The sequence below is a fragment of the Pseudomonas sp. NBRC 111130 genome (assembly GCF_001320485.1).
GTDB lineage: Bacteria > Pseudomonadota > Gammaproteobacteria > Pseudomonadales > Pseudomonadaceae > Aquipseudomonas > Aquipseudomonas vlassakiae.
Window position 1 is genome coordinate 1 of sequence record NZ_BCBG01000024.1, and the last position, 25,322, is coordinate 25,322.

28 protein-coding genes and 1 riboswitch are annotated in these 25,322 nt (G+C 64.3%); of the genes, 5 read left to right on the forward strand and 23 right to left on the reverse strand.

The window, feature by feature from the left end:
* Positions 1-370: 370 nt before the first annotated feature.
* From APH33_RS12975 to cobO, 15 genes are all read right to left on the reverse strand, one after another.
* The gene (locus APH33_RS12975) at positions 371-922 is read right to left on the reverse strand and encodes a glutathione peroxidase (protein ID WP_054885533.1); all 552 of its coding nucleotides are present in this window, start codon (positions 920-922) and stop codon (positions 371-373) included.
* 46 nt (positions 923-968) lie between these two features.
* The gene (locus APH33_RS27655; protein WP_256218651.1) at positions 969-1,091 is read right to left on the reverse strand and encodes a hypothetical protein; all 123 of its coding nucleotides are present in this window, start codon (positions 1,089-1,091) and stop codon (positions 969-971) included.
* A complete protein-coding gene (locus APH33_RS12980) occupies positions 1,088-2,290 on the reverse strand; it encodes an MFS transporter (RefSeq protein WP_054885534.1) in 1,203 nt (400 codons plus the stop codon). Before APH33_RS12980 ends, APH33_RS27655 begins: the two co-directional genes overlap by 4 nt.
* A 63-nt stretch (positions 2,291-2,353) precedes the next feature.
* Complete coding sequence (locus APH33_RS12985) at positions 2,354-2,758, reverse strand: MarR family winged helix-turn-helix transcriptional regulator (RefSeq protein ID WP_054885535.1); 405 nt, start codon at positions 2,756-2,758, stop codon at positions 2,354-2,356.
* Positions 2,759-2,800: 42 nt separating this feature from the next.
* Positions 2,801-3,913 (reverse strand): glycoside hydrolase family 5 protein, encoded by a 1,113-nt coding sequence (locus tag APH33_RS12990; protein WP_256218652.1) that lies wholly within the window; start codon positions 3,911-3,913, stop codon positions 2,801-2,803.
* 212 nt (positions 3,914-4,125) lie between these two features.
* The gene (locus APH33_RS12995; RefSeq protein ID WP_054885537.1) at positions 4,126-4,854 is read right to left on the reverse strand and encodes an adenosylcobinamide-GDP ribazoletransferase; all 729 of its coding nucleotides are present in this window, start codon (positions 4,852-4,854) and stop codon (positions 4,126-4,128) included.
* A 1-nt stretch (position 4,855) separates the two neighbouring features.
* Positions 4,856-5,413 (reverse strand): histidine phosphatase family protein, encoded by a 558-nt coding sequence (locus APH33_RS13000; RefSeq protein WP_054885538.1) that lies wholly within the window; start codon positions 5,411-5,413, stop codon positions 4,856-4,858.
* Positions 5,410-6,465 carry a nicotinate-nucleotide--dimethylbenzimidazole phosphoribosyltransferase gene (gene cobT, locus APH33_RS13005; protein ID WP_054885539.1) on the reverse strand — a complete coding sequence of 352 codons (1,056 nt, stop codon included), beginning with the start codon at positions 6,463-6,465 and terminating at the stop codon, positions 5,410-5,412. Before cobT ends, APH33_RS13000 begins: the two co-directional genes overlap by 4 nt.
* Positions 6,462-6,983 (reverse strand): bifunctional adenosylcobinamide kinase/adenosylcobinamide-phosphate guanylyltransferase, encoded by a 522-nt coding sequence (gene cobU / locus APH33_RS13010; RefSeq protein WP_054885540.1) that lies wholly within the window; start codon positions 6,981-6,983, stop codon positions 6,462-6,464. Before cobU ends, cobT begins: the two co-directional genes overlap by 4 nt.
* A gap of 1 nt (position 6,984) precedes the next feature.
* Entirely contained in the window at positions 6,985-8,439 is a 1,455-nt protein-coding gene (locus APH33_RS13015) for a cobyric acid synthase (RefSeq protein ID WP_054885541.1), read from the reverse strand.
* Positions 8,436-9,428: a threonine-phosphate decarboxylase CobD gene (cobD, locus tag APH33_RS13020; RefSeq protein WP_054885542.1), complete on the reverse strand. Its 993-nt coding sequence runs from the start codon at positions 9,426-9,428 to the stop codon at positions 8,436-8,438. The genes APH33_RS13015 and cobD overlap by 4 nt, the downstream gene beginning before the upstream one ends.
* Positions 9,421-10,329 (reverse strand): adenosylcobinamide-phosphate synthase CbiB, encoded by a 909-nt coding sequence (gene cbiB / locus APH33_RS13025; protein WP_054885543.1) that lies wholly within the window; start codon positions 10,327-10,329, stop codon positions 9,421-9,423. The genes cobD and cbiB overlap by 8 nt, the downstream gene beginning before the upstream one ends.
* Positions 10,326-10,976, reverse strand: a complete 651-nt coding sequence (gene bluB, locus APH33_RS13030) for a 5,6-dimethylbenzimidazole synthase (RefSeq protein WP_054885544.1) — start codon at positions 10,974-10,976, stop codon at positions 10,326-10,328. The genes cbiB and bluB overlap by 4 nt, the downstream gene beginning before the upstream one ends.
* Positions 10,973-12,268 carry a cobyrinate a,c-diamide synthase gene (locus APH33_RS13035; RefSeq protein ID WP_054885545.1) on the reverse strand — a complete coding sequence of 432 codons (1,296 nt, stop codon included), beginning with the start codon at positions 12,266-12,268 and terminating at the stop codon, positions 10,973-10,975. Before APH33_RS13035 ends, bluB begins: the two co-directional genes overlap by 4 nt.
* Positions 12,265-12,876, reverse strand: a complete 612-nt coding sequence (gene cobO / locus APH33_RS13040; RefSeq protein WP_054885546.1) for a cob(I)yrinic acid a,c-diamide adenosyltransferase — start codon at positions 12,874-12,876, stop codon at positions 12,265-12,267. Before cobO ends, APH33_RS13035 begins: the two co-directional genes overlap by 4 nt.
* 117 nt (positions 12,877-12,993) lie before the next feature.
* A riboswitch (cobalamin riboswitch) is annotated at positions 12,994-13,213 on the reverse strand.
* 166 nt (positions 13,214-13,379) lie between these two features.
* Here cobO and APH33_RS13045 point away from each other — a divergent pair.
* The gene (locus tag APH33_RS13045; protein WP_054885547.1) at positions 13,380-13,958 is read left to right on the forward strand and encodes a hypothetical protein; all 579 of its coding nucleotides are present in this window, start codon (positions 13,380-13,382) and stop codon (positions 13,956-13,958) included.
* A gap of 39 nt (positions 13,959-13,997) precedes the next feature.
* Here APH33_RS13045 and APH33_RS13050 read toward each other — a convergent pair whose 3' ends face one another.
* From APH33_RS13050 to APH33_RS13070, 5 genes are all read right to left on the reverse strand, one after another.
* Positions 13,998-14,531 carry a C40 family peptidase gene (locus APH33_RS13050; RefSeq protein ID WP_054885548.1) on the reverse strand — a complete coding sequence of 178 codons (534 nt, stop codon included), beginning with the start codon at positions 14,529-14,531 and terminating at the stop codon, positions 13,998-14,000.
* Between the two features lie 136 nt (positions 14,532-14,667).
* On the reverse strand, positions 14,668-15,306 hold the full coding sequence (locus tag APH33_RS13055; RefSeq protein WP_054885549.1) for a C40 family peptidase: 639 nt from the start codon (positions 15,304-15,306) through the stop codon (positions 14,668-14,670).
* A gap of 127 nt (positions 15,307-15,433) precedes the next feature.
* Positions 15,434-16,141, reverse strand: coding sequence for a DnaA regulatory inactivator Hda (hda, locus tag APH33_RS13060; RefSeq protein WP_008092169.1), 708 nt, complete (start codon positions 16,139-16,141; stop codon positions 15,434-15,436).
* Positions 16,142-16,294: 153 nt separating this feature from the next.
* On the reverse strand, positions 16,295-17,368 hold the full coding sequence (locus tag APH33_RS13065) for an AI-2E family transporter (RefSeq protein ID WP_054885550.1): 1,074 nt from the start codon (positions 17,366-17,368) through the stop codon (positions 16,295-16,297).
* A 12-nt stretch (positions 17,369-17,380) separates the two neighbouring features.
* Positions 17,381-18,451 (reverse strand): DUF2066 domain-containing protein, encoded by a 1,071-nt coding sequence (locus APH33_RS13070; RefSeq protein ID WP_054885551.1) that lies wholly within the window; start codon positions 18,449-18,451, stop codon positions 17,381-17,383.
* Between the two features lie 255 nt (positions 18,452-18,706).
* Between APH33_RS13070 and purM the strand changes: the two genes are divergently transcribed.
* The 4 genes from purM to APH33_RS13090 all read left to right on the forward strand — a co-directional run bounded on the left by purM (position 18,707) and on the right by APH33_RS13090 (position 21,489).
* A complete protein-coding gene (purM, locus tag APH33_RS13075) occupies positions 18,707-19,765 on the forward strand; it encodes a phosphoribosylformylglycinamidine cyclo-ligase (protein WP_054885552.1) in 1,059 nt (352 codons plus the stop codon).
* The gene (gene purN / locus APH33_RS13080) at positions 19,765-20,418 is read left to right on the forward strand and encodes a phosphoribosylglycinamide formyltransferase (RefSeq protein ID WP_054885553.1); all 654 of its coding nucleotides are present in this window, start codon (positions 19,765-19,767) and stop codon (positions 20,416-20,418) included. The genes purM and purN overlap by 1 nt, the downstream gene beginning before the upstream one ends.
* Positions 20,419-20,426: 8 nt before the next feature.
* Positions 20,427-21,137, forward strand: coding sequence for a DUF3108 domain-containing protein (locus tag APH33_RS13085; protein ID WP_054885554.1), 711 nt, complete (start codon positions 20,427-20,429; stop codon positions 21,135-21,137).
* Positions 21,138-21,306: 169 nt separating this feature from the next.
* Entirely contained in the window at positions 21,307-21,489 is a 183-nt protein-coding gene (locus tag APH33_RS13090) for a hypothetical protein (protein ID WP_054885555.1), read from the forward strand.
* Positions 21,490-21,534: 45 nt separating this feature from the next.
* Here the strand turns inward: APH33_RS13090 and APH33_RS13095 are convergent, their stop codons facing one another.
* The 3 genes from APH33_RS13095 to relA form a co-directional block, all read right to left on the reverse strand.
* Positions 21,535-22,074: a DUF2058 domain-containing protein gene (locus APH33_RS13095; RefSeq protein WP_054885556.1), complete on the reverse strand. Its 540-nt coding sequence runs from the start codon at positions 22,072-22,074 to the stop codon at positions 21,535-21,537.
* A 26-nt stretch (positions 22,075-22,100) separates the two neighbouring features.
* Positions 22,101-22,934 (reverse strand): nucleoside triphosphate pyrophosphohydrolase, encoded by an 834-nt coding sequence (gene mazG / locus APH33_RS13100; RefSeq protein ID WP_054885557.1) that lies wholly within the window; start codon positions 22,932-22,934, stop codon positions 22,101-22,103.
* Between the two features lie 125 nt (positions 22,935-23,059).
* Entirely contained in the window at positions 23,060-25,300 is a 2,241-nt protein-coding gene (gene relA, locus APH33_RS13105; protein ID WP_054885558.1) for a GTP diphosphokinase, read from the reverse strand.
* Between the last annotated feature and the right edge of the window lie 22 nt (positions 25,301-25,322).

Below are 25,322 nucleotides of genomic sequence, written 5' to 3' on the forward strand. Positions count from 1 at the left end.
TCTGTTTCGGGCCAGTCACTCCTGTGAAGCCAACAGGGACCGCCTTGGTGCATGAGACAGGTTGTGTCGCATCAGCGCCCACCGAGATGCATCGCCAGACCCTGTCAGCTTCCACCGAGATGCATCGCCAACCCTGTCAGCTTCCACCGAGATGGATCGCCAGACCCTGTCAGCTTCCACCGAGCTGCATCGCCATGCCAACAAGGCGGTCCCTGTTGGCGGCACAGGAGTGATTGGCCCGAAACAAATGTGGGAGCGGGCTTGCCCGCGATGCGCCGCGCGGGCGGCGCTCGATCTCACAGGCGCTGCATGATTATCGGCGACCCCCTGCCAGCCTCCACGCGAACACCTCCCCCTTACAAAGCATCACTTAGGGATGCGAGGCTATCGCCTTCTCGATCGCGGCCCTGAAGGCGGGATCATCGGGCTTGGTCAAGCTCGAGAAGTTGCCGATCACCTTGCCCTGACGATCCACCACGTACTTGTAGAAATTCCACTTCGGCGCGCTACTCTGGCTCGCCAGCTCGGCAAACAGCGGTATCGCATCCTGACCGCGAACCGCCTGGGTCTTGGTCATGGTAAAGGTCACACCGTAGTTGGCGTAACAGACCTTGGCCGTCTTCTCGCTATCGGCGTCTTCCTGCTTGAAGTCATTGGACGGCACACCAAGCATTTCCAGGCCCTGCTCGTGGTACTCCTTGTAGGTCGCCTCCAGCCCTTCGAACTGCGGCGCAAACCCGCAGTAACTGGCCGTATTGACCACCACCAGCGGCTTGCCGCCGAAGCGCTGGCACAGGTCGACCTGCCCCTTGCCACGCAACTCAGGCAAACTCCCCTGCAACAGCGCCGGGCAATCGGCAGCCCAGCTGGAACTGGCTGCCAGCAAAGCTAGCAGCGGCATCGTCAACCATTGGGCACGCATGATTCATTCCTCCTGCAAGACAATCCTTGAACTTGCAGGGTAGCGCTTAACAAACGCTCATGCCCAACTGCATCAATGCCATTCCGCCCCGCTGCCAGCCCCACCACACCAGCGCCAGCAGCAGCGCAGCCGCCGCCAGCAACAGCCCGCGGGCCAGATAACGGCTCATACCGCCTGCACCTGCAGGCGGGCGACCGGCCGCTCTCGCACCGGCCAGTTGAGCCCCGCAGCTAGCACACTGAGCAGAATCGAAATCTGCCACACCACGTCATAGTTGCCGGTCTGGTCGTAGACGACGCCCCCCAGCCAGCCACCAAGGAACGCGCCCATCTGGTGGAACAGGAAGACGATGCCGCCAAGCATCGACAGGTTGCGCACGCCAAATACAGTGGCCACGGTGCCATTGGTCAACGGCACCGTGGACAGCCAAAGCAGGCCCATGGCGATACCGAACAGGTAGGCACTGAACTGAGTCACCGGCACCCAAAGGAACAGCGCAATCACCACGGCACGCAGCAAATACAAAGCCGTCAGCAAGCGTGGCTTGGACATGCGCCCACCCAGCCAGCCAGCGGTGTAGGTACCCACGATATTGAACAACCCGACCAGTGCCAGCACCGTGGTGCCGGTGGTTGCCGGCAGGTGCTGGTCTACCAGGTAGGCCGGCAGGTGTACGCCAATGAAGACCACCTGGAAGCCACAGACGAAGAAGCCCAGCGCAAGCAGCCAGAAGCCGGAGTGCGAACACGCCTCGCGCAGGGCCTCGCTCAATGTCTGCTCCGCACCCTGACTGGCCAGCGGGCGATCACGCAGCAGGCCGACAAAGGGCACGATCAGTGCCACCAGCAAGCCAAGCACCAGCAGCGCCGACGACCAACCCAGCCATTCGATCAGGCCAAGGGTACCGGGGAGCATGGCGAACTGGCCAAAGGAACCGGCAGCACTGGCAATGCCCATGGCCATGCTGCGTTTTTCCGCTGGAACGGCGCGGCCGACCACACCGAGGATCACCGAGAAAGAGGTGCCAGACAGGCCGATACCGATCAGCAGGCCCGCGCTGAGCGACAGCGACCAGGCCGAATCGGCAGTACTCATCAACAACAGGCCAGCGGCATAGAGGATGCCCCCTATGATGACGACCCGCGCCGCACCCAGGCGGTCGGCCAACGCACCGGCAAACGGCTGCGCCAGGCCCCAGACCAGGTTCTGCAAGGCAATGGCAAAGGCGAATACCCCGCGGCCCCAGCCAAATTCGCCGCTCATCGGCGCCAGGAACAGGCCGAAACCGTGCCGCACACCCAAGGACAGCGCCAGGATAAAGGCCGCCCCCGCAAGTACCCACCCGCTGGTTCGCCACACCGAAGTCATTGTCGTTATCTCCAGCACATCGCAAGGTTGTACGGGTATATACCCGCTTCTAATCGTGATGAATCAGGCAAGCAGCTCCAGCAAACGTATCAGCTCGTCACGCTGCCCCTCACCCAACTGCCCGACCAGCATCGATTGCGCCCGCTCCCAGGCAGGATGGGCCGCTTGTAAACGTGCAGCCCCCGCCTCGGTCAGCAACACCATGCGGTTGCGCTGGTCATCGCCATCGGCGAGGGCTACCAAGCCTTCGGCCTCCAGCACGCGCAGGTTACGGCCCAAGGTACTGCGCTCCAGGCCCATGGCCTCGGCCAGCGTGGTGATACTGGGGCGATCAAGGCGCTGTAAGTGACGCAACAGGGAAAACTGGGCGACATTGATGCCGAAGCCAGCAAGGGCTTCGTCGTAATGCCGGCTCACCCCGCGGGCGGCGCGACGCAGATGGGTGCAGATGCATTCACTGGTCAACATGAATAGGTGTATATACCCGCACCAGGGTTGTTGCAAGAAGTTTCAGTTTGCCAAACGCCGCCGAATCGGCTCGAACTCCACTGTGGCCTTGCGTGGCAACGGGTCGGGAGCACCTTGCTCGATCGCTTGCCAATACCGCCACGGCACCTTTGCCGATCCCAGTTCGTAGTCCATGCCATCCCAGTTGTCTTCGCGGAAGCTGTAGAACGCCCAGTGCAACCGATGCCGGTCCATGACCGAGAGGACATCTTCCAGATACTCACTGCAACCGGGCAGCCGGCGCATGCAGCCGAACTCCCCCACGACCAGCCGGGAACGTGGCAGCTTCATGCGCTCCATCCAGGCCAACGGCAGCTCCAGATACTGACGAACCCGTTCGGCATCCCATTGCTGGATTTCACCCGCGAACGGCGCCAAGCCGGGGTAATCGATTGGGACCTTGCGCGACAGGTTCGGCGCACTGGTGGCCGAATAGGGCTCATACATGTGCACGCTGTAGAGCACGCGATCATCTTGCAGGGGCACTTGCCAGTAACCAAAAGCGTCGGCGCTGGCGTACCAGCCCGCGTCGACCATTATCGGGGTCTTGGCATCCACTTCGCGTATAGCCGCTATCAACTGCGTGTAGAGCGCAGGCAGGTCACGCGCCCCACTCCGTGCCTGGGCATACCATTGCTGCATGCGCTCAGCCGAAGCGTGCTCCGCCAGGCCGCCAAATTTCTCTGGGGCAGGCTCGTTGACCAGGTTGTAGGCGGCGATGGCAGGATGGTCTTCAAGGGCCCGGGCCAGGTCCCGCCAGAAACTGACCGCTTGCCGGGCGTAACCGTTGCCTTGCCAAAGACGGTCATCGAACTGCCCCTGGTTATTCTGTGACCAGCGCATTCCAGGCAGCGACAGCGGTGCAATGACCACCTTGAGCCCCGCCCGGTGCGCGCGATCCAGGGTATCGCGCAGTTGCTTGAGATCGGCGGCAGGCAGCTGCTCGTACCGGTCCGCATTGCCCAGGAGGAAGTCACGCTGCGCCGGCTTCCACTTGTCGTAGGACAGCCGTACCCAGCTCGCGCCGTACGCACGCAGTGCATCGAAATAGGCCTGATCCGGCGGCAAGCGATTGAAGCTGTTGCCGCCGTGGCGCGGGGTATTCCAGAAGTCGATCAGGTCGGCCGCCATAACGGGGGCGCTAGCGGTGACCAGTATCAAGGCCAGCAGGAGTCGTCGCATTGTCCATGCCTTCGCAGCGGAAGAGAAACCGCGAGGATAGATAGCCGCATAAAAAGCGTCATTTCCTGAATTTTTTCAGCAGTTTTCCGAAAAATGACGGCACGTTTTATCCGTAAGAAATATCCCTGATATCTGCAGGACTGTTCTCAAATTGCCAAGCCCAGCAATACAGTCAATTCAAGAACCTCCAACAGGGCGCCTGCGGTATCACCCGTGGTCCCACCCAGCCGCTTGCACATCAGCCGGCGCAATGCGATGAATGCTGCGATCGCCACCAGCATCGGCAAGATCACACGCGTGCCCCCCACCAGCAAACACGACAGCAGACTGGCCAGCAGAACCCACACGGCCGTACGCCGCGGCAAGTGCTCGGCGAGTGCCTGCCCCAGGCCCCCGCGACGCACGTAAGGTGTGCCGAGGAACAATCCGAGCATCGCCGCCCGCCCCACAATCGGCGCCAGCAGCAATGCCATGCCCGCGCCCTGCTCCACCAGTACCCAGAGGGCACAGAATTTCAGCAGCAATACCAGCACCAGCGTGACCACGGCCATCGGCCCGCTGCGCGGATCTTTCATGATCTGCAGCGTGCGCTCCCGGTCACCAAAGCCACCCAGCCAGGCATCGGCGCTGTCAGCCAGGCCATCCAGGTGCAGCGCGCCACTGAGCGCCACCCACAGCGTCAGCAACAGCGCCGCGTGCAACGGCGCCGCAGCACCTTGCAGCAGATGGCTGGCCAGCCACAGCAACAGGCCGAACAGCAACCCTACGAGCGGGTAATACAACAACGAACGGCCCATTTCTCGCGGTTCGGGCATCCCCGGCAAACGCACTGGCAAGCTGCTGAGAAACTGCAGGGCAATCCAGAACGGCAACATGTCAAAGCACCTCGAGCATCGCGCCATGTTCATCCACCGCCAGACGCATCAGAGCGCCATGACCCACCTCGACCTGCAGCAATTGCGCCCTCGGCAGCCCACGGGCACGCGCCAACAGCAGCCGCATGACGCCACCATGGGTGACCAGCAGCACGCGCTTGCCGGCATGCTGTTGATGCAGGCGCCCGACCGCAGCCAGCACACGCTCGGCAAAGGCCGCAACGGGCTCCCCTGCAGGCGGCGTGTAGCTGTACGGGTCGGCCCAGAAACGGCCAAGCTCGTCGGCCTGCGTTTGCATGATCTGCAAAGCACTGCGCCCTTCCCACTCGCCGAAATGCAGCTCTTGCAAATCGGCTTCGAGCTGAACCGGCATGCCCAGTTGCTCGGCAAACCGCGCACAGCGCTGCAATGGCGAACTGACCAGCACATCCCAGGGGCCAGCGCCTGCCAGCGCTGCGCGCATCTGGCCCCAGCCTTTATCGGTCAAGGCATCGTCCAGACTGCCACGCAGGCCGCCGCCCTGTTCGGTTTCACCGTGGCGCAGCAGGTCGAGGATCATGCCGGGCGGTCCGCCACCGCCGCTTCGGCGAAGGTCGCCATCTGCCCGTGCAGGGCGCAGGCCAGGCGCATCAGTGGCACTGCCAGGGCGGCGCCACTGCCCTCGCCCAGGCGCAGGCCCAGCGCCAGCAATGGCTGGGCCTGCAGCGCCGCGAGCAAGGCCTGGTGCCCAGGTTCGGCACCTTGGTGCGCAAACAGCAACCAGTCACGGCTCTGCGGATTGAGGCGCACCGCCAGCAATGCCGCGACGCTGCAGATGAAGCCATCCACCAGCACGGCGATACCTTGCTGGGCGCAGGCCAGGTAGGCACCGGTCAGCGCAGCGATCTCGAAGCCACCGACACAGGCCAGCGCCCGCAGCGGCTCGTCGGCGCGCAGGCCGTGCAGCGCCAAGGCGCGCTCGATCACGTCGGCCTTATGGCGAACACCAGCGCTGTCCAGGCCGGTACCCGGCCCGCTCAACTCATGTGCCGGGCAGGCCAGCAACGTGCTGGCCAGGGCGGCTGCGGCAGAGGTGTTGCCAATGCCCATCTCGCCGCCGATGAACAACTGTGCGCCCTTGGCCGCTGCACGCAAGGCGCTGTCACGACCTGCCTGCAAAGCAGCCTGCAGCTGGGCATCGGTCATCGCCGGCTGGCGGGCGAAGTTGGCGGTGCCGGCGCCCAGGCGCAGGTGCAGCACCCCTGGCAGTTCCAGCTCAGGATCGATCGTGCCCAGGTCGACCACGTCAAGGCTGGCCTGCAGTTGGCGGGCCAGCACGCTGATCGCCGCGCCCCCCTCCACGAAGTTGCGCAGCATCTGCCCGGTGACTGCCTGTGGGTAGGCCGAAATGCCCTCTTCGACCACGCCGTGGTCGCCCGCAAAAAGGCTGATGGCGACCTGATCCAGGACAGGCCGCTCGCAGCCTTGCAGGCCAGCCAATTGCACGGCCAAGCCCTCCAGCTGGCCGAGCGAGCCGGCAGGTTTGGTCAGCTGCTGCTGGCGGGCGCGGGCCTGGTCCATGGCGGCATTGTCGAGAGGTTGGCAGGCATCACGCCACCAGGCTTGGTTCATAGAGCGGGTCCTTTGAGCATGAGAGGTAGGCCGGCCACGGTCAGCACCACGCGTTGGCAGCGTTCGGCAACGGCCTGGTGCAGCCAGCCGGCCAGGTCGACGTAACGGCGGGTCAGCTCGCCCATGGGCACCACGCCCAGGCCGGTTTCGTTGCTGACCAGAATGATTGTGCCAGGCAACTGCTCCAGGCAGTCGAGCAGCGCATCGCGCTCCGCGGCCAGCCGCTGCGGATCTTCGAGCATCAGCAGGTTGGTCAGCCACAAGGTCAGGCAGTCCACCAGCAGGCATCGGCCTGCGGCGGCTTCTGCGCGCAGCACGGCAGCCAGGGCCAAGGGTTCTTCGATCAGCCCCCAGTCATCAGGCCGGCGCTGGCGGTGCAGGCGCACGCGCTCGTTCATTTCGCCATCGAGCGGCTCGCTGGTGGCGATGTAGGTAACCGGCAGGCCGCAGTTGCTGGCCAGTTGCTCGGCCAGGCGGCTCTTGCCCGAGCGGGCGCCGCCGAGAATCAGGTTGCGCATGTCAGGCGACTCCACAAAGCGTTCGCAGGTGAGCGGTATCCAGGTGCTGTTCAACCAGATCGGCCAGGCGCTCGATGTCACGTTCGCGCAGGGCCTCGTAGTCGATGGTCTGCACATGCTCCAGCCCCGCCCAGCGCAGCAGCGCGGCACACGACTGGCTGCCCTCGAACAGGCCATGCAGGTAGGTGGCGAGGATCTGGCCATCGGCACTCACGGCACCGTCACAACGGCCATCGGCGAGCTGCACGGCGGGCTGTTCCAAGGCCGGCCCTGCGGTGACGCCAGCATGGATTTCATAGCCGGCGACCGGCGCGGCTTCCAGGTTCAGGGTCCCGGCAACGTTGCGCAGCTGCTTGTCGGCTTCGAGCACTGTCTCGTAATCGAACAGGCCAAGCCCGGGACTGGAGCCGGCGGCACCCTCGAGGCCAAGCCGGTCGTGAACTTGGCGGCCGAGCATCTGCAAGCCACCACAGATCCCGATCAGTTTGCCGCCATAGCGCAGGTGCCGCTCGATGGCCTTGTCCCAACCGCGCTCGCGCAGTTGCACCAGGTCGCCACGCACGCTCTTCGAGCCAGGCAGGATGATCAGGTCGGCGGCCGGAATCGGCTGGCCCGGGCCAATGAACTGCAGGTCGACCTGCGGGTGCAGGCGCAGCGGGTCGAAATCGGTGTGGTTGCTGATGCGCGGCAACACCGGGACGATCACCTTGAGCACACGGTCCTGCTTGGCACCCTGGCGGATGTCGATGCCATCCTCGGCTTCCAGGTGCAGGTCGGTGACATAGGGCAGCACGCCCAGTACCGGTTTGCCGGTACGTTTCTCCAGCCAGTCCAGGCCCGGCTGCAGCAACGCAATGTCGCCGCGGAAGCGGTTGATGACGAAGCCCTTGACCCGCGCCTGCTCGCTCGCCGACAGCAGTTCGAGGGTGCCGACCAGGTGAGCGAATACCCCGCCACGATTGATGTCGGCCACCAGGATCACCGGGCAATCGACCGCCTCGGCAAAGCCCATGTTGGCAATGTCACCGGCGCGCAGGTTGATCTCGGCCGGCGACCCCGCCCCCTCGACCATCACCACCGGGTAGGCCGCACTGAGGCGTTGGTGCGAGGCCAGCACCGCCTGCATGGCGATGGCCTTGTAGTCGTGATAGGCCACCGCGTTCATGCTGGTGACCGCACGACCATGGATGATCACCTGGGCGCCCGTGTCGCTGTTGGGCTTGAGCAGCACCGGGTTCATGTCGGTGTGCGGTGCCAGTCGGCAGGCCTGGGCCTGCACCGCCTGGGCGCGGCCGATTTCGCCGCCGTCGGCGGTCACCGCGCTGTTGAGCGCCATGTTCTGCGGCTTGAACGGCACCACGCCGACGCCCTGGCGCAACAGCCAACGGCACAAGGCGGTGACCAGCGTGCTCTTGCCGGCATCGGAAGTGGTGCCTTGCACCATGAGAGTGGTCATGCCGTTTCCTTCTGGTAATCAGTCAGGGCCTGGGCCAGGCGCTGCTCGTCGGCGGCAGTTGCCGGCAGGCCAAGGCGTACGGCAGCGGGCTGCTCGAACAGGCGCACGAGGATGCCGCGGCGGGCGAGAAAGTCATGCAACTGGGCTGCTCGCGTGCTGCGTACGTACTGAAACAGGTCGCAGCCGCCGCTGGGCGCCAGGCCGCAGCCCTGCAGCAGTGCAGCCAGGCGCTGGCTGGCCAGGGCGCAGCGTTCGAGCTGGGCCCGATGCGCCGCGTGGTCGGCAAAGCAGGCTTGCGCCAGCACCCGGGTCGGGCCGCTGACGGTCCACGGCCCGAGCCATTCGTCAAGGCGCCGCAACAAGGAGGGTTCAGCCACTACACAGCCCAGCCGCACACCGGCCAGGCCGAAGAACTTGCCGAACGAACGCAGCACGATCAGGCCCGGGCGCTCGGCGCAATCCGCCACGCTGTGTGGCGGTGAGTTGTCCATGAACGCTTCGTCCACCAGCAGCCAGCCACCGCGCTCGGCAAGACGCGCATGCCAGGCCAGCAGCCGTTCGCGCGGCACGAGCCGCCCGGTCGGGTTGTTCGGGTTGACCAGCACCAGCACGTCGAGCTGATCGAGTTGCGCCTCGACCTGGCTTTCCTCCAGCTCGATCAGCTGATGCCCGGCTCGCTGCCAGGCATGCGGATGCTCGGCGTAGCACGGCGTCAGCACACCAACGCGCCCCAGCGGACGCAGCAGGGGCAAGGCCTGGATTGCTGCCTGGGAGCCTGCCACGGGCAGCAGTTGCCGCACACCGTAGTAGTGCCGCGCAGCATCCTCCAGACCGTCGTCGGTCTCCGGCAGGCGTGCCCAGGCTTCTGGCGCAATGGCGGGAATCGGGTAAGACCAAGGGGCAATGCCGCTGGACAGGTCGAGCCAGTCCTCGCGGGCAATCCCGTATTGCCGCACTGCCCGCAGCAGGCGGCCACCGTGTTCAAGCATTCAGATAGGCTCCCAGGCAAATCAGCAGTACCCACAACCAGACGCCACGCTGCACCAGGCTCCAGCCGCGCTCGATGGCATCGGCATCGGCCATGGGCCCTTCACCCAGGCGCGGGCGCTCGTGCAGTTCGCCGTGGTACACCGCCGGGCCACCCAGTTCCACACCCAGCGCACCGGCACCCGAGGCCATCACCGGCCCGGCATTGGGGCTGTCCCACAGCGGCGCCTGCTTGCGCCAGCAGGCCAGGGCCAGGCGCGTCCTGCCCAGCAGTGCGTAGGTCAGCGCCACCAACCTGGCGGGAATGTAGTTCAGCACATCGTCGATGCGCGCGGCGCACCAGCCGAAACGCTCGAAGCGCTCATTGCGGTACCCCCACATCGCATCCAGGGTATTGCTCAAGCGGTACAGCACTACCCCCGGCGCACCGGCGACGACAAACCAGAACAGCGCGGCGAACACCGCATCGCTGCCGTTTTCCAGCACCGACTCGGTGGCCGCGCGCGCCACGGCGGGCTCATCAAGCTCGCGGGTTTCCCGACTGACCAGATAGCCGACACGACGCCGCGCCTCTTCCAGATCACCTTGGCGCAAGGCATTGGCCACCGGCAATACATGCTCGCCGAGGCTGCGCAAGCCGAGGGCGCAATACAGCGCCAGCACATCCACCAGCCAACCGATACAGGGCAGCCAGGACAGGATCAGCGCCACCAGGGTCAAGGGCACCACGGCCAGGAACCAGGCGCTCACGCCGTGGCTGCGCCAGCCGCGTCCGCCGGCATTCAGGCGGCGCTCCAGGCTCGACGCCAGGTTACCGAAGCCCACCAGTGGGTGCCGGCGCTTGGGCTCGCCCAGCAGTGCATCGAGGGCCACGGCGGCCACCGTCAGCAAGGCCACGCTCATGGGCGTTCTCCCCATTGGTTCTCGAACAGCATTTCACTCAAAGGGCGTTCCTCGGCCCAGTTTTCCTGGACCAACATGGGCTGTGCGTAGAATTCGCTGACCGGCCCCAGGCACAACACGGCCACCGGCTTGGCGCCTGCGGGCATGCCCAGCAGTGCGGCCAGGGCTTGCGGGTCGAACAGGGACACCCAACCCAACCCCAGGCCCTCGGCGCGGGCGGCCAGCCACAGGTTCTGGATCGCGCAGGCCAGTGAGGCCAGGTCCATTTCCGGCAGGGTACGGCGGCCGAAAATGTGCGGCTCACGGTTATCCATCAAGGCCGCCACCAGCACTTCGGCACAGTCGCTGATGCCCTCGACCTTGAGCTTCATGAAATCATCGGAGCGTTGGCCCAAGGCTTGGGCAGTACGCACCCGCTCCTCTTCGACCAGGCCCTGAATGCGCCCGCGCAGCTCGCGTTGGCTGATGCGGATGAACCGCCAAGGCTGCATCAGGCCGACACTGGGCGCCCGGTGCGCAGCGGCCAGCAGACGGCCGAGCAGCTCAGGCGCGACCGAGCCACCGGCAAAGTGGCGCATGTCGCGGCGTTCACCGATCGCCCGGTAGATCGCGGCGCGCTCGGCGGCGCTGTAGGCGTGATCAGTCATGGTCGCAACAGCGCCGCCGCCGCGTCAGGGTTGGACGGGAAGTAGAAGTGCACGTAGGAGGCGGTCAGCCGGCCCAGCCGATACACCGCTTCGTTGCCGCGCCCGCCGTTGGGGCTCAGGCCGCGGGCAATTGGCTCCAGCCCGGTGCTGGTCAGCGAGTGGTGATAGGTGTGCCCGCGCAGGGTGCCTTCCGGCAGTTCCACGGCCTGCAGGGCCAGGGCCGCCAAGCGCTTCTGCATGGTCGCCTCGCCGGGCAGCAGGCCGAGCAGCTCGGCACGCTCGCCAGCGACATCGGTCAGCGCCTCGAGCAGATACAGCATGCCGCCACACTCGGCCAGCAAGGGTTTGCCTTGGGCGTGATGGGCACGGATCGCCTCGCACATCGGCGCATTGGCGGCCAGCGCGTGGTGATGCAGCTCCGGATACCCCCCGGGCAGGTACAGGCTGTCCACTGCCGGCAGTTCACGATCGTGCAAGGGCGAGAAAAACGACAGCTGCGCGCCCAGGTCGCGCAACAGATCGAGGTTGGCGCCATAGGTGAAGGCGAACGCTTCGTCACGCGCCACGCCGATGCGCACGCCACTCAGCGAGCCGGCGCACGGCTGCGATGCAGGCGCGGCAAACACCACGGGCGGCGGCAAAGCAGCATCGCAGCTGGCGCCGAGCGCTTCGGCAGCCGCATCCAGGCGGGCATCCAAATCGTTCAGTTCGCTGGCCTGGACCAGTCCCAAGTGGCGGCTGGGCAGCTCGATGCCGCGCTCCCGCGACAGGCCGCCATACCAGCGCAGGCCCTCGGTCAGGCTGCCTTCGAGCAGTTGCGCATGGCGCAAGCTACCGACCCGGTTGGCCAGCACACCGGCGAACGGCAGGTCGGCCTGATAACGTGCCAGGCCCAGCGCCAGGGCGCCAAACGTCTGGGCCATGGCCGTGCCGTCGATCACCGCCAGTACCGGCACGCCGAAGTGGCGAGCCAGATCGGCACTTGACGGCGTGCCGTCGAACAGGCCCATCACCCCTTCGATCAGAATCAGGTCGGCCTCTTCTGCGGCTTGCCACAACAGGCGACGGCTTTCTTCGGCACCGATCATCCACAGGTCGAGCTGGTACACCGGCGCGCCACTGGCCCGCTCCAGGATCATCGGGTCGAGGAAATCCGGGCCGCACTTGAACACCCTGACCTTTCGCCCAAGGTTGCGGTGCAGGCGGGCCAGGGCTGCCGTCACGGTGGTCTTGCCCTGACCGGAGGCAGGTGCTGCGATCAGCACCGCCGGGCAGCTGCGCGTTGCACTCACAGTTCGACGCCCTTCTGCGCGCGAATACCGGCCTGGAACGCATGCTTGAGCATGCCCATCTCGGTAACCGTATCGGCCAGTTCGATCATTTCGGGCTTGGCCGCACGGCCGGTGACAATCACATGCTGCATCGGCGGCCGAGCCTGAATGTCACTCAGCACCTGGTCGAGGTCGAGGTAGCCGTGCTTGAGGGCGATGTTCAGCTCATCGAGCACCACGAACTGCACACCCGGGTCTTGCAGCAGTTGACGCGAAACCGCCCACGCGGCTTCGGCAGCAGCGATGTCGCGCTGGCGGTCCTGGGTCTCCCAGGTGAAGCCCTCGCCCATCACGTGGTAACGCACCTGCTCGGGGAAGCGGCGGAAGAACAGTTCCTCACCGGTGCTGTTGCGGCCCTTGATGAACTGCACCACGCCGCACTGCATGCCATGGCCCAGCGCGCGCGCGAGCATGCCGAACGCCGAGCTGCTCTTGCCCTTGCCGTTGCCGGTGAGCACCAGCAGCAGGCCGCATTCATTAGGGGAGTTGGCAATACGCTCGTCGATGACCGCCTTCTTGCGCTGCATGCGCGCCAGGTGGCGTTCGTCGCGTTCGGTGGATTCGCTCATGAAGGGTTCTCCGCAGGCTGTCGCCGCAGGAAAGCGACGACAGGTAATAGGCGGGCAAACGGAGAACGCGCAGGGGCCATGGCCGCAGCCACGGTGCACCGCGCATCACCCTCCGTGATGCCGTTGGCAGTTTCAGGCCGGTCTCCGGGCTCGTGAGCGGGCAATCGGCCCTGGCCTGCGCGCCTTCCCGGGTTCGTACCCAGTGGCCCTGCGCGGCCGCTACTCACCTACCGTTGCGGGGGCAGCGCCGGAATCGCGCCATGCTGGCGACCACCGGCTTCCCAGTTTCACCCTGCCCAGTCGAGGCTGGCAGGGCACCTGAAACACGCCGCGAAGGTTAGAGGGTTGCACTGGGAGCGTCAATCGAACGCCGTCGATTGGCGTTGGCAAACTGGCCTGGGTCAATGGCCGATCCGCCAGGTTGTGCCACACTGAAGGCGGTGATATCACATAGCCACTACTTCGCGCCGAACGCCATTACAACGACAACAGGAGTGCGCAGCATGCAAGGCCAGATCATCAACAATCCGCGCCTGGAATTCCTCCGCCCGGTTCTGGAACGCTGGGTCGACTGCATCGACCGCTTCAACCAGTTCAACGGCGATGCCGAAGCGCCGTACTGGCATGGTACGCAGGCCAATATCGGCATGCTTGCCGCAGCCGCCTGGCAGGCGGAACTGGCAGCGCTGCCACAGTTTGCCAGCAAGAAACAGCGTGACGAAGGTGAACAGGAAGGGCGCTGCGACCTGTCGATCTGCAGCGCCGACGAGGTGCTCTACCTGAGCGTGAGCCAGCGCTGGCCAAGCATCGCCCAGCTGGACATGGCAGCGGCCCTGCAGCAAGCCGCCAGCCTCGCCCGCCACGTGGCCTACCCCAGCCAACTGAAAGCCGGGGCGCTGTTCGTCACGCCCTGGAAGGCAGGCCAACACGCCAGCCCGGAGCAACTGCAGGACCTGGTCGATGACCTGCAAAAGCATACGGCCTGCGCCATCGCCTGGTACTTCCCGTATGCCTATCGCAAGTTGCACAACGAACTGGGCCAGTACTACCCAGGGGTGGCCTTGCTGCTCAAGCAAGCCTGAGCCTGATGGTGCAGCCGGTGCAGGGATGCCCGGCTCGCCTCAACGGTTTTGCGCCAGGTTACCTTGCGCAATGACCCGCTTGGCCTGCAAATAAGCCTTCGACCAGTAGCTGTTGGACAGGTAATCCAGGCGTACCGTACCGCCCGTGCGAGGCGCGTGCACGAAGCGCCCCTCGCCCACGTAGATACCCGCATGGCTGACCTGCGAACCACCACCGGTGGCGAAGAACACCAGGTCACCAGACTGCAGCGAGTTGATATCCACGGTGGGCGCGCGCATGACGAGCATTTCGCGCGTCGAACGTGGCAGGCTGATGCCCGCCGCATCGCGGTACACATAACCGATCAGGCCGCTGCAGTCGAACCCGGAATCCGGTGTGTTGCCGCCCCACCGATACGGTGTACCCACCAGGCCGATCGCACGCATCAACACGTCGTCGGCGAGCGGCGAGGCTTCGGGCTGGTTGTAGGTGATCTGTGGCTGCACCACAGGGGCCGGTGCCGGGGCACGGCTGGAGCAGGCGGCCAGCAGTGCCACCAGGGAAAGGAGTGCGAAGCGCGCCATCATCGCCATGGCCAGAACTTCCTGTCTGAAACCGAACGGCCGCAGCCGAAAAGAGTTGAGAAATTAGATTAGACGCTTTCTGTAAATGCGCACGGCGGCGAGCTTTTTAAGCTACGCCGCCGTGGCAGGATATATCATTTTGATATCAATTGCGCGCGATATTGGTGGTCGGCGCCATGGCCAAGGCACGCTTGGCTTCGATGAAGGTCTTGCTCCAGTAGCGATCACCGAGGCTATCGATGCGCACACCACCGCTGCGGCGGCTGCTGGAGTGGATGAACTGGTTGTCACCCAGGTAGATGCCGGCGTGGCTGACACGGCCACGGCCATTGGTGCTGAAGAACAGCAGGTCGCCTGGCTTGAGCTTGTTGCGAGCCACCTTTGGCGCATCGACGTTGATCATTTCGCGGGTCGAGCGCGGCAGGTTCATGCCGGCCTCTTCGCGGAACAGGTAGCCGATGAAGCCGCTGCAGTCGAAACCGGAGGCTTCCGAGGTACCGCCGAAACGGTAGCGGGTGCCGATCAGCGACATGCCGCGCTCGAGGATGCTGTCGGCCAGCACCGGGAGCTGATAGGGCTTGCTGCTGGAGAAGGCCTCCAGGTCATCTTCAGTGGCCTGCTCTTCTTCGCCGAAAACGGACGAAGGCGAAGCTTTGGCATTGTTGACCGATTGCGAGGCAATCGGGGTGTGATCCTGGGGCTGGGAAGCCGGGCCGTGGGCCGCGCAGCCAAACAACAGGGTCACGAGTGCGAGTGGCACGAGGGGTGCGAAGCGCTTGAGCATGGGCACGACCGTGTCTGTAATCCTTTAGAAGGGTGAAACTATGCCCTCTATCATGGCCATTTGCAAATTTTATCGAAAAAGATGTGACTTTTTCGTTTTGCGCCTCGGAGCCCAGTGTTTACGGGCGTTACCAGCCGAGGGTTTCCTTCAGGAAAGGGATCGTCAGCTTGCGCTGGGCCTGCAGGGAGGCCTGGTCGAGACGTTCGAGCAGGTCGAACAGCGCGCTCATGCTGCGCGTACCGCGCGTGAGAATGAAATGGCCGACCTCGTCGGTCAGGTGCAAACCACGGCGCGAGGCGCGCAATTGCAGGGCACGCAGTTTGTCTTCATCGGACAGGCCACGCATCTGGAAGACCAGCGCGAGGGTCAGGCGAGACTTGAGGTCTGGCAGCTTGATCGGCAGTTCACGGGGCGAAGCCGAGGCCGCCAGCAGCAGGCGGCGGCCGCTGTCACGCAGGCGGTTGAACAGGTGGAACATCGCTTCTTCCCAGTCCGCCTTGCCGGCGATCACATGCAGGTCGTCGATGCACACCAGTTCGTACTGGGCCAGGTAATCGAGCAGTTCAACGCCGCGATCGAGCAATTGCGCCAGTGGCAGGTATACCGCCGGTTCGCCGCGTTGCTGGAAGCGATGGGTGGCTGCCTGCAACAGGTGGCTGCGCCCGACGCCCTGCTTGCCCCACAGGTAGATGAGGCTTTCGGTCCAGCCGGCGTCGGCTTCGCACAGCCGCTCGACATAGCCTAACGCCGCAGCATTGGCGCCCGGATAGTAGTTGATGAAGGTGGCGTCATCGCGCAGGCGCACACCCAGGGGCAACTGGATCGGTGGTTTCATGCTCGCGGGCGGTCGGCAGGACCGCGGGGGGCCTTTGGTGAACAATCTGCAAAGTCTATACCCGCATTGCAGAGCGCACAATCGTGCAGGCGGATTGCACAAGCAAAATCAACGAGTTGCGCCACTTCGGGGCGACGCAACCAAGGCTGGCGGTCATAGATCCGGGTCGACATCGCCGGCGTACATGTCAGATTCCTTGTACAAGTCGTGCACATGGCGGAGCAGGACCATGATCACCGCCGCCACTGGCAACGCCAGCAACACGCCGGTGAAACCGAACAGTTCGCCACCGGCAAGGATGGCGAAGATCACCGCCACCGGGTGCAGGCCGATACGGTCACCGACCAGCAGTGGCGTGAGTACCATGCCTTCGAGGGCTTGCCCGACCATGAACACGGCGACGATGCCAAGCATCGGATACAGGTCACCGCCAAACTGGAACACACCGGCCACCAACGCTGCGCCGATGCCAATGATGAAGCCCATGTAAGGCACGATGGCCGCCAGCCCCGCGAGCATGCCGATCAGCAGGCCCAGTTCCAGCCCAACCAGCATCAGGCCGGCCGAGTAGATGACGCCAAGCGCGAGCATCACCATCAACTGCCCACGAACGAAGGCACCCAGTACCTCATGGCATTCACCGGCCAGGCTGACCACCTGCGGCTCGCGTTGACGCGGCAGCAGGCCGCGCAGCTTGGCCATCATCAGGTCCCAGTCGCGCAAAAGGTAGAAGCCCACCACCGGGATCAGCACCATGTTGGCCAACCAGGCGATCAGCGCCAGGCTCGACGCGGTGGCATGGGACAGCAGCATACCGACGATATCGGTGGTCTGGCCCATGTGCGCGCCGATGGCGGCCTTGATCTTGTCGAACTTCCAGAAACCGTCGGCCAGGCCCAGGCGGCCCTGCACCCAGGGCAGCGCCACATGTTCGAGCCAATCGAGCATCTGCGGCGCCAGCTCGTACAGGCGCAGCAGCTGTTTGGCCAGCAGCGGCACCAGCACCAGCAGCAAGGCCATCAGCAGCAAGGTGAAGAGGCCGAACACCACCACCACCCCCCAGGTACGCGACAGGCCCACGCGCTCCAGGCGGTCGACCAGAGGATCGGCCAGGTAGGCCAGCAAGATGCCAACCAGAAACGGTGTGAGAATGTTGTGCAGGCTATATAGAAGCACGGCGATCAGTAGCGCAGCACCCCAACCGATCCAGCGACGCACGTCAGTCATCGATAGCGCCCCTTACCAACGGAATCGCAGGCCGTCGAACGGCTTGGCAGGGACGGCTGCGGGCGTGCCTGGCTGGCCAGGTGCCGCGCCCGGAGTCGGCGCCGGTGTGACCGGGGTCGGCGGTGCCTGCTCGGGTGGCACCTCCTGCAACCTGGCCAGGCCCAGCTGGGCACGCAGCTGCTCACGGTTACCGCTGACCGCATAGGTCAAGGTACCGCCTTCGGCCAGCTGCAGGCGCGGGCCATATGGCTCGAGGACACGGCTCAGCTCGGCATAGCGTTGCAGGTTCATGCCTTGCACCTGCAGCTGCAACTGGCTGCTGGCGCCGGGCTTGACCACATAGCGCGGCGCCAGGTGGCTGCTCACCGCCAGCATGACAGCGTCCGCCAGGGCCGCCTGGTCAGCGCCCTCGACATTGCCCTGCTCACGCTGGTCGCCCAGCCACAGCTGCCATTTACCTTGCCATTTGCCATCGGCCTCGTGGGCATGCACCGCCAACATGGCATCGGCGCCGTAGCGCTCGGAGGCTTGTCGCAGCGGGGCCGGATCAGTGCCTTCGAGCTGCTGGGCATTGGCCACCAGCTGCTCTTGCAGATCGGCCAGCGGCAGCCGCAGCGGCAGGCCGCGGTGCTGGGCTGCCCGGCGCAGCGGCTGGGCACTGGCCTGGCCGTCGCCGACCAGGTTGCTGCCTTCGGCACTGTCGTTGAGCCACCAGCCGAGGATGGAGGGCCGGTTACTGCCCCACAGCGCCAGCCCGGCCTTGCGCAAGGCCCGTTCGGTGCTGCCGGGGTCGAACTCGACCAACACCGATTCTGGCGGCCCGGCCTCGGTACCGACCTGGTTGATGATCTGTTGCGGATCCTTGCGCAACGCGGCCAGCGCCGGGCTCTGCACCGCCTTGGCGTCGCCGGTCAGGCGCAGCACCAAGGTATCGAAGGCCTTGCCAGTGGCGGCGCTGCGCGCTTCGGCGCCCTGCCCTTCGAGCGGCTCGCGCACCTGATAGAGCCCGGAGACAGTTTCAGCCTGCGCAGTGATGCAGGCCAGTGCAAGGCACCCTGCTGCCAGATAATTGAATAGTCGCATGGGGGATTCCTGTCCGATTGCGCTTGAAGCTTGTGGCTTGCAGCTTATACAGAAGGTGGCTCATCAACCACCCGCAGACCTTTTTCAGCAATTTACCGCCCTGCCCGTCGGCCTGAGGATGGCCGCTGCCCGGCAACCCTGATAAAATCGCGCGCCTTCACAGACCACAGACGTTTCAGGCAGCCGCCGCTTCCCAGCCGGCCTTGGCCGTCATGGTCGTTTCTACGAATCCCTCCCTCTTAAAGGCCTGGATCAATGAGCAAGCAACCCTCCCTGAGCTACAAGGACGCCGGTGTAGACATCGACGCCGGCGAAGCACTGGTCGAACGCATCAAGGGCGTGGCAAAACGCACCGCACGCCCTGAAGTCATGGGTGGCCTGGGCGGCTTCGGCGCCCTCTGCGAGATCCCGGCCGGCTACAAGCAGCCGGTGCTGGTCTCCGGCACCGACGGCGTCGGCACCAAGCTGCGCCTGGCACTGAACCTGAACAAGCACGACAGCATCGGCCAGGACCTGGTCGCCATGTGCGTCAACGACCTGGTGGTCTGCGGCGCCGAGCCGCTGTTCTTCCTCGACTACTATGCCACCGGCAAGCTGAACGTCGACGTGGCCGCCACCGTGGTCACCGGCATCGGCGCCGGCTGTGAACTGGCTGGCTGCTCGCTGGTCGGCGGCGAAACCGCCGAAATGCCGGGCATGTACGAAGGCGAAGACTACGACCTGGCAGGCTTCTGTGTCGGCGTGGTGGAAAAGGCCGAGATCATCGACGGTTCCAAGGTTGCCACCGGCGACGCGCTGATCGCCCTGCCGTCCTCCGGCCCACACTCCAACGGCTATTCGTTGATCCGCAAGATCCTCGAAGTGTCCGGCACCGACATCGAAAACACCCAGCTCGACGGCAAGCCGCTGACCGACCTGCTGATGGCGCCGACCCGCATCTACGTCAAACCACTGCTGCAGCTGATCAAGAACACCGGCGCAGTCAAGGCCATGGCCCACATCACCGGTGGCGGCCTGCTCGACAACATCCCGCGTGTACTGCCGAAGAACGCCCAGGCCGTGGTTGACGTGGCCAGCTGGCAGCGCCCGGCAGTGTTCGACTTCCTGCAGGAAAAAGGCAACGTCGACGAGCACGAAATGCACCGCGTCCTGAACTGCGGCGTCGGCATGGTCATCTGCGTGGCCCAGGATCAGGTCGACGCAGCCCTGAACGAACTGCGGGCCGCCGGTGAACAGCCTTGGGTCATCGGCCATATCGCCGAGGCCACCGAAGGCGCCGCTCAGGTCGAACTGCAGAACCTCAAGGCACACTGATGCCGAGCAAGCCCTGCAATGTAGTGGTACTGCTGTCGGGTTCCGGCAGCAACCTGCAAGCCTTGATCGACAGTTGCCGCGCGCAGGACAGCCAGGTACGCATCGCCGCGGTGGTCTCCAACCGTGCCGATGCCTATGGTTTGCAGCGGGCCCAGGCAGTCGGTATCGACACCGTGGTGCTCGACCACACCCAGTTCGACGGCCGTGAAGCCTTCGATGCCGCGCTGATGGCGCACATCGACGGTTTCACCCCGGACCTGGTGGTGCTGGCTGGCTTCATGCGCATCCTCAGTGGCGGCTTCGTGCGCCACTACCACGGTCGCCTGCTCAACATCCACCCGTCGCTGCTGCCCCGCTACAAGGGCCTGCATACTCACCGTCGGGCACTGGAAGCAGGCGACGCCGAACATGGCTGCAGCGTACACTTCGTCACCGAGGAACTCGATGGCGGGCCTCTGGTCGTACAGGCTGTAGTACCGGTTCTGCCTGATGACACGGTGGAAAGCCTGGCCCAAAGGGTTCACCATCAGGAACACCAGATCTACCCGCTGGCGGTGCACTGGTTTGCCCAAGGGCGCTTGCGCCTGGGTGAACAGGGTGCCTTACTGGATGACCAACCGCTGCCGGCCAGTGGTCACTTGATCCGACCCTAGGAGAATTTATGCGTCGCGCCCTGCTATTGGCTCTCGCCGTGCTCGCCCTGCCCCTCCAGGCAGCTGACCTGAAGCCGTTCTCGGCAAGCTACACCGCCGACTGGAAGCAACTGCCCATGAGCGGCACCGCCGAGCGCAGCCTGGTCAAGAACAAGGACGGCAGCTGGGACCTTGATTTCAAGGCCTCCATGATGATCGCCAGCCTGACCGAGCAAAGTACCCTGCGCCTGGACAACGACACCCTGCTGCCGCAAAAGTACCACTTCGAGCGCGGCGGCCTGGGCAAGGCCAAGACCGTCGACCTGACCTTCGACTGGAACGCCAAGAAAATCACCGGTACCGACCGCAAGGACGCCATCAACCTGCCGCTCAACCGCGGCGTGCTGGACAAGTCGTCCTATCAACTGGCCCTGCAGCACGATGTGGCTGCCGGCAAGAAGAGCATGACCTACCAGGTGGTCGATGGCGACGAGATCGACGCTTATGACTTCCGCGTACTCGGCACCGAGAAGGTCACCACCAAGACTGGCCAGGTCGAGGCGGTAAAAGTCGAGCGCGTGCGCGACCCCAGCCAGAGCAAGCGCATCACCGAGCTGTGGTTCGCCAAGGATTGGGATTACCTGCTGGTACAACTGCGCCAGGTCGAGACCGATGGCAAGGAGTACGTGATCGTGCTGCAGGATGGCACGGTCGATGGCAAGACGGTGAAGGGTAACTGATCCGCCACAGCCCGCAGCATCCGGAGCCCCGCCTTGTGCGGGGCTCCTTTTTGCCTGGCTTTCATGAAACTTGTTTCATGCCCGTTTTATTTACTTAGCCTGCTAACAAACTCTATAAAGGGGTTGTGCGACACAGTGTCGCAGCCAACTCAAGCAGTGGAGTTTACCGATGACAGTCCAAGTAACCGAACGCGACGAATCGAAAATGTCCCACGAAGGCCTGGCCGCTGGCGTGCGGATCTGGGATGTGCACCAGCAAGGCCAGCTGGTAGGCATGTTCCACCAGGAACATGAAGCTCACCAGTATCGGGCCGAGCTCGAAGCCCTGGAAAACCAGCGCACCACGCAATGACCCAGTCTTCCAATAAAAAACCCCGCCACGGCGGGGTTTTTCGCATCACCACATCAGATCATCCGGGATCTTGTAGGCCGCGTACGGATCGTCTTCGTCCGCCTCCTCGACATGGGTATTGAGCAGCAGGATGCGGCTCGCGTCGCGCTCCTGAATCTTCACCGCCGCCTCGCGCGGGATCACTTCATAGCCACCGGCATGCGACACGATGGCCAGGGCACCGTTACTCAGGCGGGTGCGCATCAGGGCGTTGACGGCAATGCGCTTGACCTTCTTGTCGTCGACGAAGTTGTAGTAGTCCTCGGTGGTCAGCTTGGGCAGACGGGTGGCTTCGATCAATTGCTTGATCTGCGCCACACGGGCCTTCTGCTCGGCCTTTTCCTGTTGCTGGCGATTGAGTTCCTGGTCACGCCTGGCCTTCTCGGCCATGGCTTCCTTGGCCATACGCTGCTGGCTGTCGTCGACTTCGACCTGGCCCTTGTGCTCCATGCGCTTCTGTTTCTTTTCGGCTTTGTTGGTCTGTGAGACCTGTTTCTGGTTGACCAGACCGGCTTTGAGCAATTGGTCGCGAAGGGAAAGGCTCATGAATGTTCACTCACTTATGCAACAGCTCAGCCGCAGCTGGGCAGGTTCTTTTCCTGACGTTTGGCTTCACCCCAGAGGGCATCCAGCTCGTCAAGGTTACAATGTTCAATCGGCCGACCGCTGTCGCGCAATGCCTGTTCGATAAAGCGGAAACGCCGCTCGAACTTGCGGTTGGCGCGGCGCAGGGCGTTTTCCGGGTCTTGCTTGAGGTGCCGGGCCAGGTTCACGGCGGCAAACAGCAGGTCGCCGACCTCATCCTCGAGGGCATCGGCGTCGTTGTCGGCCATGGCCTGCAACACTTCATCGAGCTCCTCGCGCACCTTGTCCAGCACCGGCAATGCCGCTGGCCAGTCGAAACCGACAGTGGCAGCGCGTTTCTGCAGTTTGGCCGCCCGCGACAGCGCCGGCAATGCCGTTGGTACGTCATCGAGCAGCGACAGTTGTTCAGGGGTGCTTTTCTCGGCGCGTTCCTCGGCCTTGATCTCTTCCCAGCGTGACTTGACCTGGGCCTCGTCAAGGCTGGGGGTGTCGAGCGGTGCGTACAGTTCGCCGGTCGGGAAGACGTGCGGGTGACGACGGATCAGCTTGCGGGTGATGCTATCGACCACGCCATCGAACTCGAAACGCCCCTCCTCCCGGGCCAGCTGGCTGTAGTACACCACTTGGAACAACAGGTCGCCGAGCTCGCCCTGCAGGTGTTCGAAATCGCCGCGCTCGATGGTGTCGGCGACTTCGTAGGCCTCTTCGATGGTGTGCTGCACGATGCTCGCATAGTTCTGCTTCAGGTCCCATGGGCAGCCGTACTGCGGGTCGCGCAGGCGGGCCATGAGGTGCAGCAGGTCTTCGAGGGTGTAGGTCATTCAAGCAGGTCCTTCAGTGGCAACTTCTTCGCGGGCAAGCCCGCTGCCACAGGGTATTGTGCAATTTCCAAGATGTGCACCCTACCTGTGGGAGCGGGCGTGCCCGCGAAGCAGGCGCCGCGGTCTCAAGGGGTACGATTACGCCGCGTCTCGATGATGTTCGGCAACTGCGAAATCCTGCCCAGGAGGCGCCCAAGCGCATCCAGGCCCGGAATCTCGATGGTCAGCGACATCAGCGCGGTGTTGTCTTCCTTGTTCGAGCGGGTGTTGACCGCCAGCACGTTGATCTTCTCGTTCAGCAGTACCTGCGACACGTCGCGCAACAAGCCTGGGCGGTCATAGGCGCGGATGACGATGTCGACCGGATAGGTTTGCACCGGGATCGGCCCCCAGCTTACCTGGATCATCCGCTCCGGCTCGCGCCCGGCCAGTTGCAGCGCCGAGGCGCAGTCCTGGCGGTGGATGCTGACGCCGCGGCCCTGGGTGATATAACCGACGATGGCGTCGCCCGGCAGCGGCTGGCAGCAGCCGGCCATCTGCGTGAGCAAGTTGCCGACGCCCTGGATCTGGATATCGCCACGCTTGCCGGTACGCGGCCCGGTGGGCTTGCGCGGCACCAGCTCGATCTGCTCGATGCGCTCGGGCTCGAGCAATTGCTGGGCGGCGTTGACCAGGTGCGCCAGGCGCAGGTCGCCGGCCCCCAGCGAGGCGAACATGTCTTCGGCGGTCTTGACGTTGGTCTTCTCGGCCAGGCGCTCGAAGTCCACCTGCGGCAGGCCCAGGCGGCTGAGCTCGCGTTCGAGCAAGGTCTTGCCGGCAGCGACGTTCTGGTCACGCGCCTGCAGCTTGAACCAGTGGACGATCTTGGCCCGCGCCCGCGAGGTGGTGACGTAGCCCAGGTTGGAGTTCAGCCAGTCGCGGCTCGGGTTGCCGTGCTTGCTGGTGATGATCTCCACCTGCTCGCCGGTCTGCAGGCTGTAGTTGAGCGGCACGATGCGCCCGTTGATCTTGGCGCCACGGCAGTTGTGGCCGATCTCGGTGTGCACCCGGTAGGCGAAGTCCAGCGGGGTGGCCCCCTTCGGCAGGTCGATGGCGTGGCCATCCGGGGTGAACACGTAGACCCGGTCAGGCTCGATATCGACCCGCAGCTGCTCGGCCAGGCCACCGATATCGCCCAGCTCTTCATGCCATTCGAGCACCTGGCGCAGCCAGGAAATCTTCTCTTCGTAGTGGTTGGAGCTCGGCTTGACGTCGGTGCCCTTGTAGCGCCAGTGGGCGCAGACGCCGAGTTCGGCTTCTTCGTGCATGCCGTGGGTACGGATCTGCACTTCCAGCACCTTGCCCTCGGGGCCGATCACCGCAGTGTGCAGCGAGCGATAGCCGTTTTCCTTGGGGTTGGCGATGTAGTCGTCGAATTCCTTGGGAATATGCCGCCACAGGGTGTGCACGATACCCAACGCGGTGTAGCAATCGCGCACCTCCGGCACCAGCACGCGGACCGCACGCACGTCGTAGATCTGGCTGAACTCGAGGCCCTTGCGCTGCATCTTGCGCCAGATCGAATAGATGTGTTTTGCCCGGCCGCTGATATCAGCCTTGACACCGGTCGCCAACAGCTCGTTCTGCAGCTGGTTCATCACATCGCTGATGAAGCGCTCCCGGTCCAGCCGGCGCTCGTGCAACAGCTTGGCGATCTGCTTGTACTGGTCGGGCTCCAGGTAGCGGAAGGACAGGTCTTCCAGCTCCCATTTGATGTGGCCGATGCCCAGGCGGTGGGCCAGTGGCGCATAGATGTCGAACACCTCGCGCGCCACGCGCAGGCGTTTTTCGTCATCGGCGGACTTCACCGCACGGATCGCGCAGGTACGCTCGGCCAGCTTGATCAGCGCCACGCGCACGTCGTCGACCATGGCCACGAGCATCTTGCGCAGGTTCTCGACCTGCGCCTGCGACCCCAGCACCAGCGACTGGCGCGGGCTGAGGCTGGCACTGATGGCGGCCATGCGCAGCACGCCGTCGATCAGCTTGGACACCACCGGGCCAAAGCGCTGGCCGACTTCGGCCAAGGTCACCTTGCCTTCACGAACCGAGCGATAGATCACCGCCGCGACCAACGAATCCTGATCGAGCTTGAGGTCGGCAAGGATTTCAGCGATTTCCAGGCCAGCCTGATAACTGGACGTACCATCGGCCCACGAATGCTTGGCCGGGTTGCCCTTCTTTTCGATTTCCTGGGCGAACTCGCAGGCTTCTTTAAGCGCCACGCGATCCAGAGCCGAATCGACGCTCACCACATGATCCAGCCATGCTTCGAGATTGATACTGCCGTCTGTGTTGACCGGCTGGTGCACTCTCACCTGTACCATCTTTGTTTTACCTTTCCATACA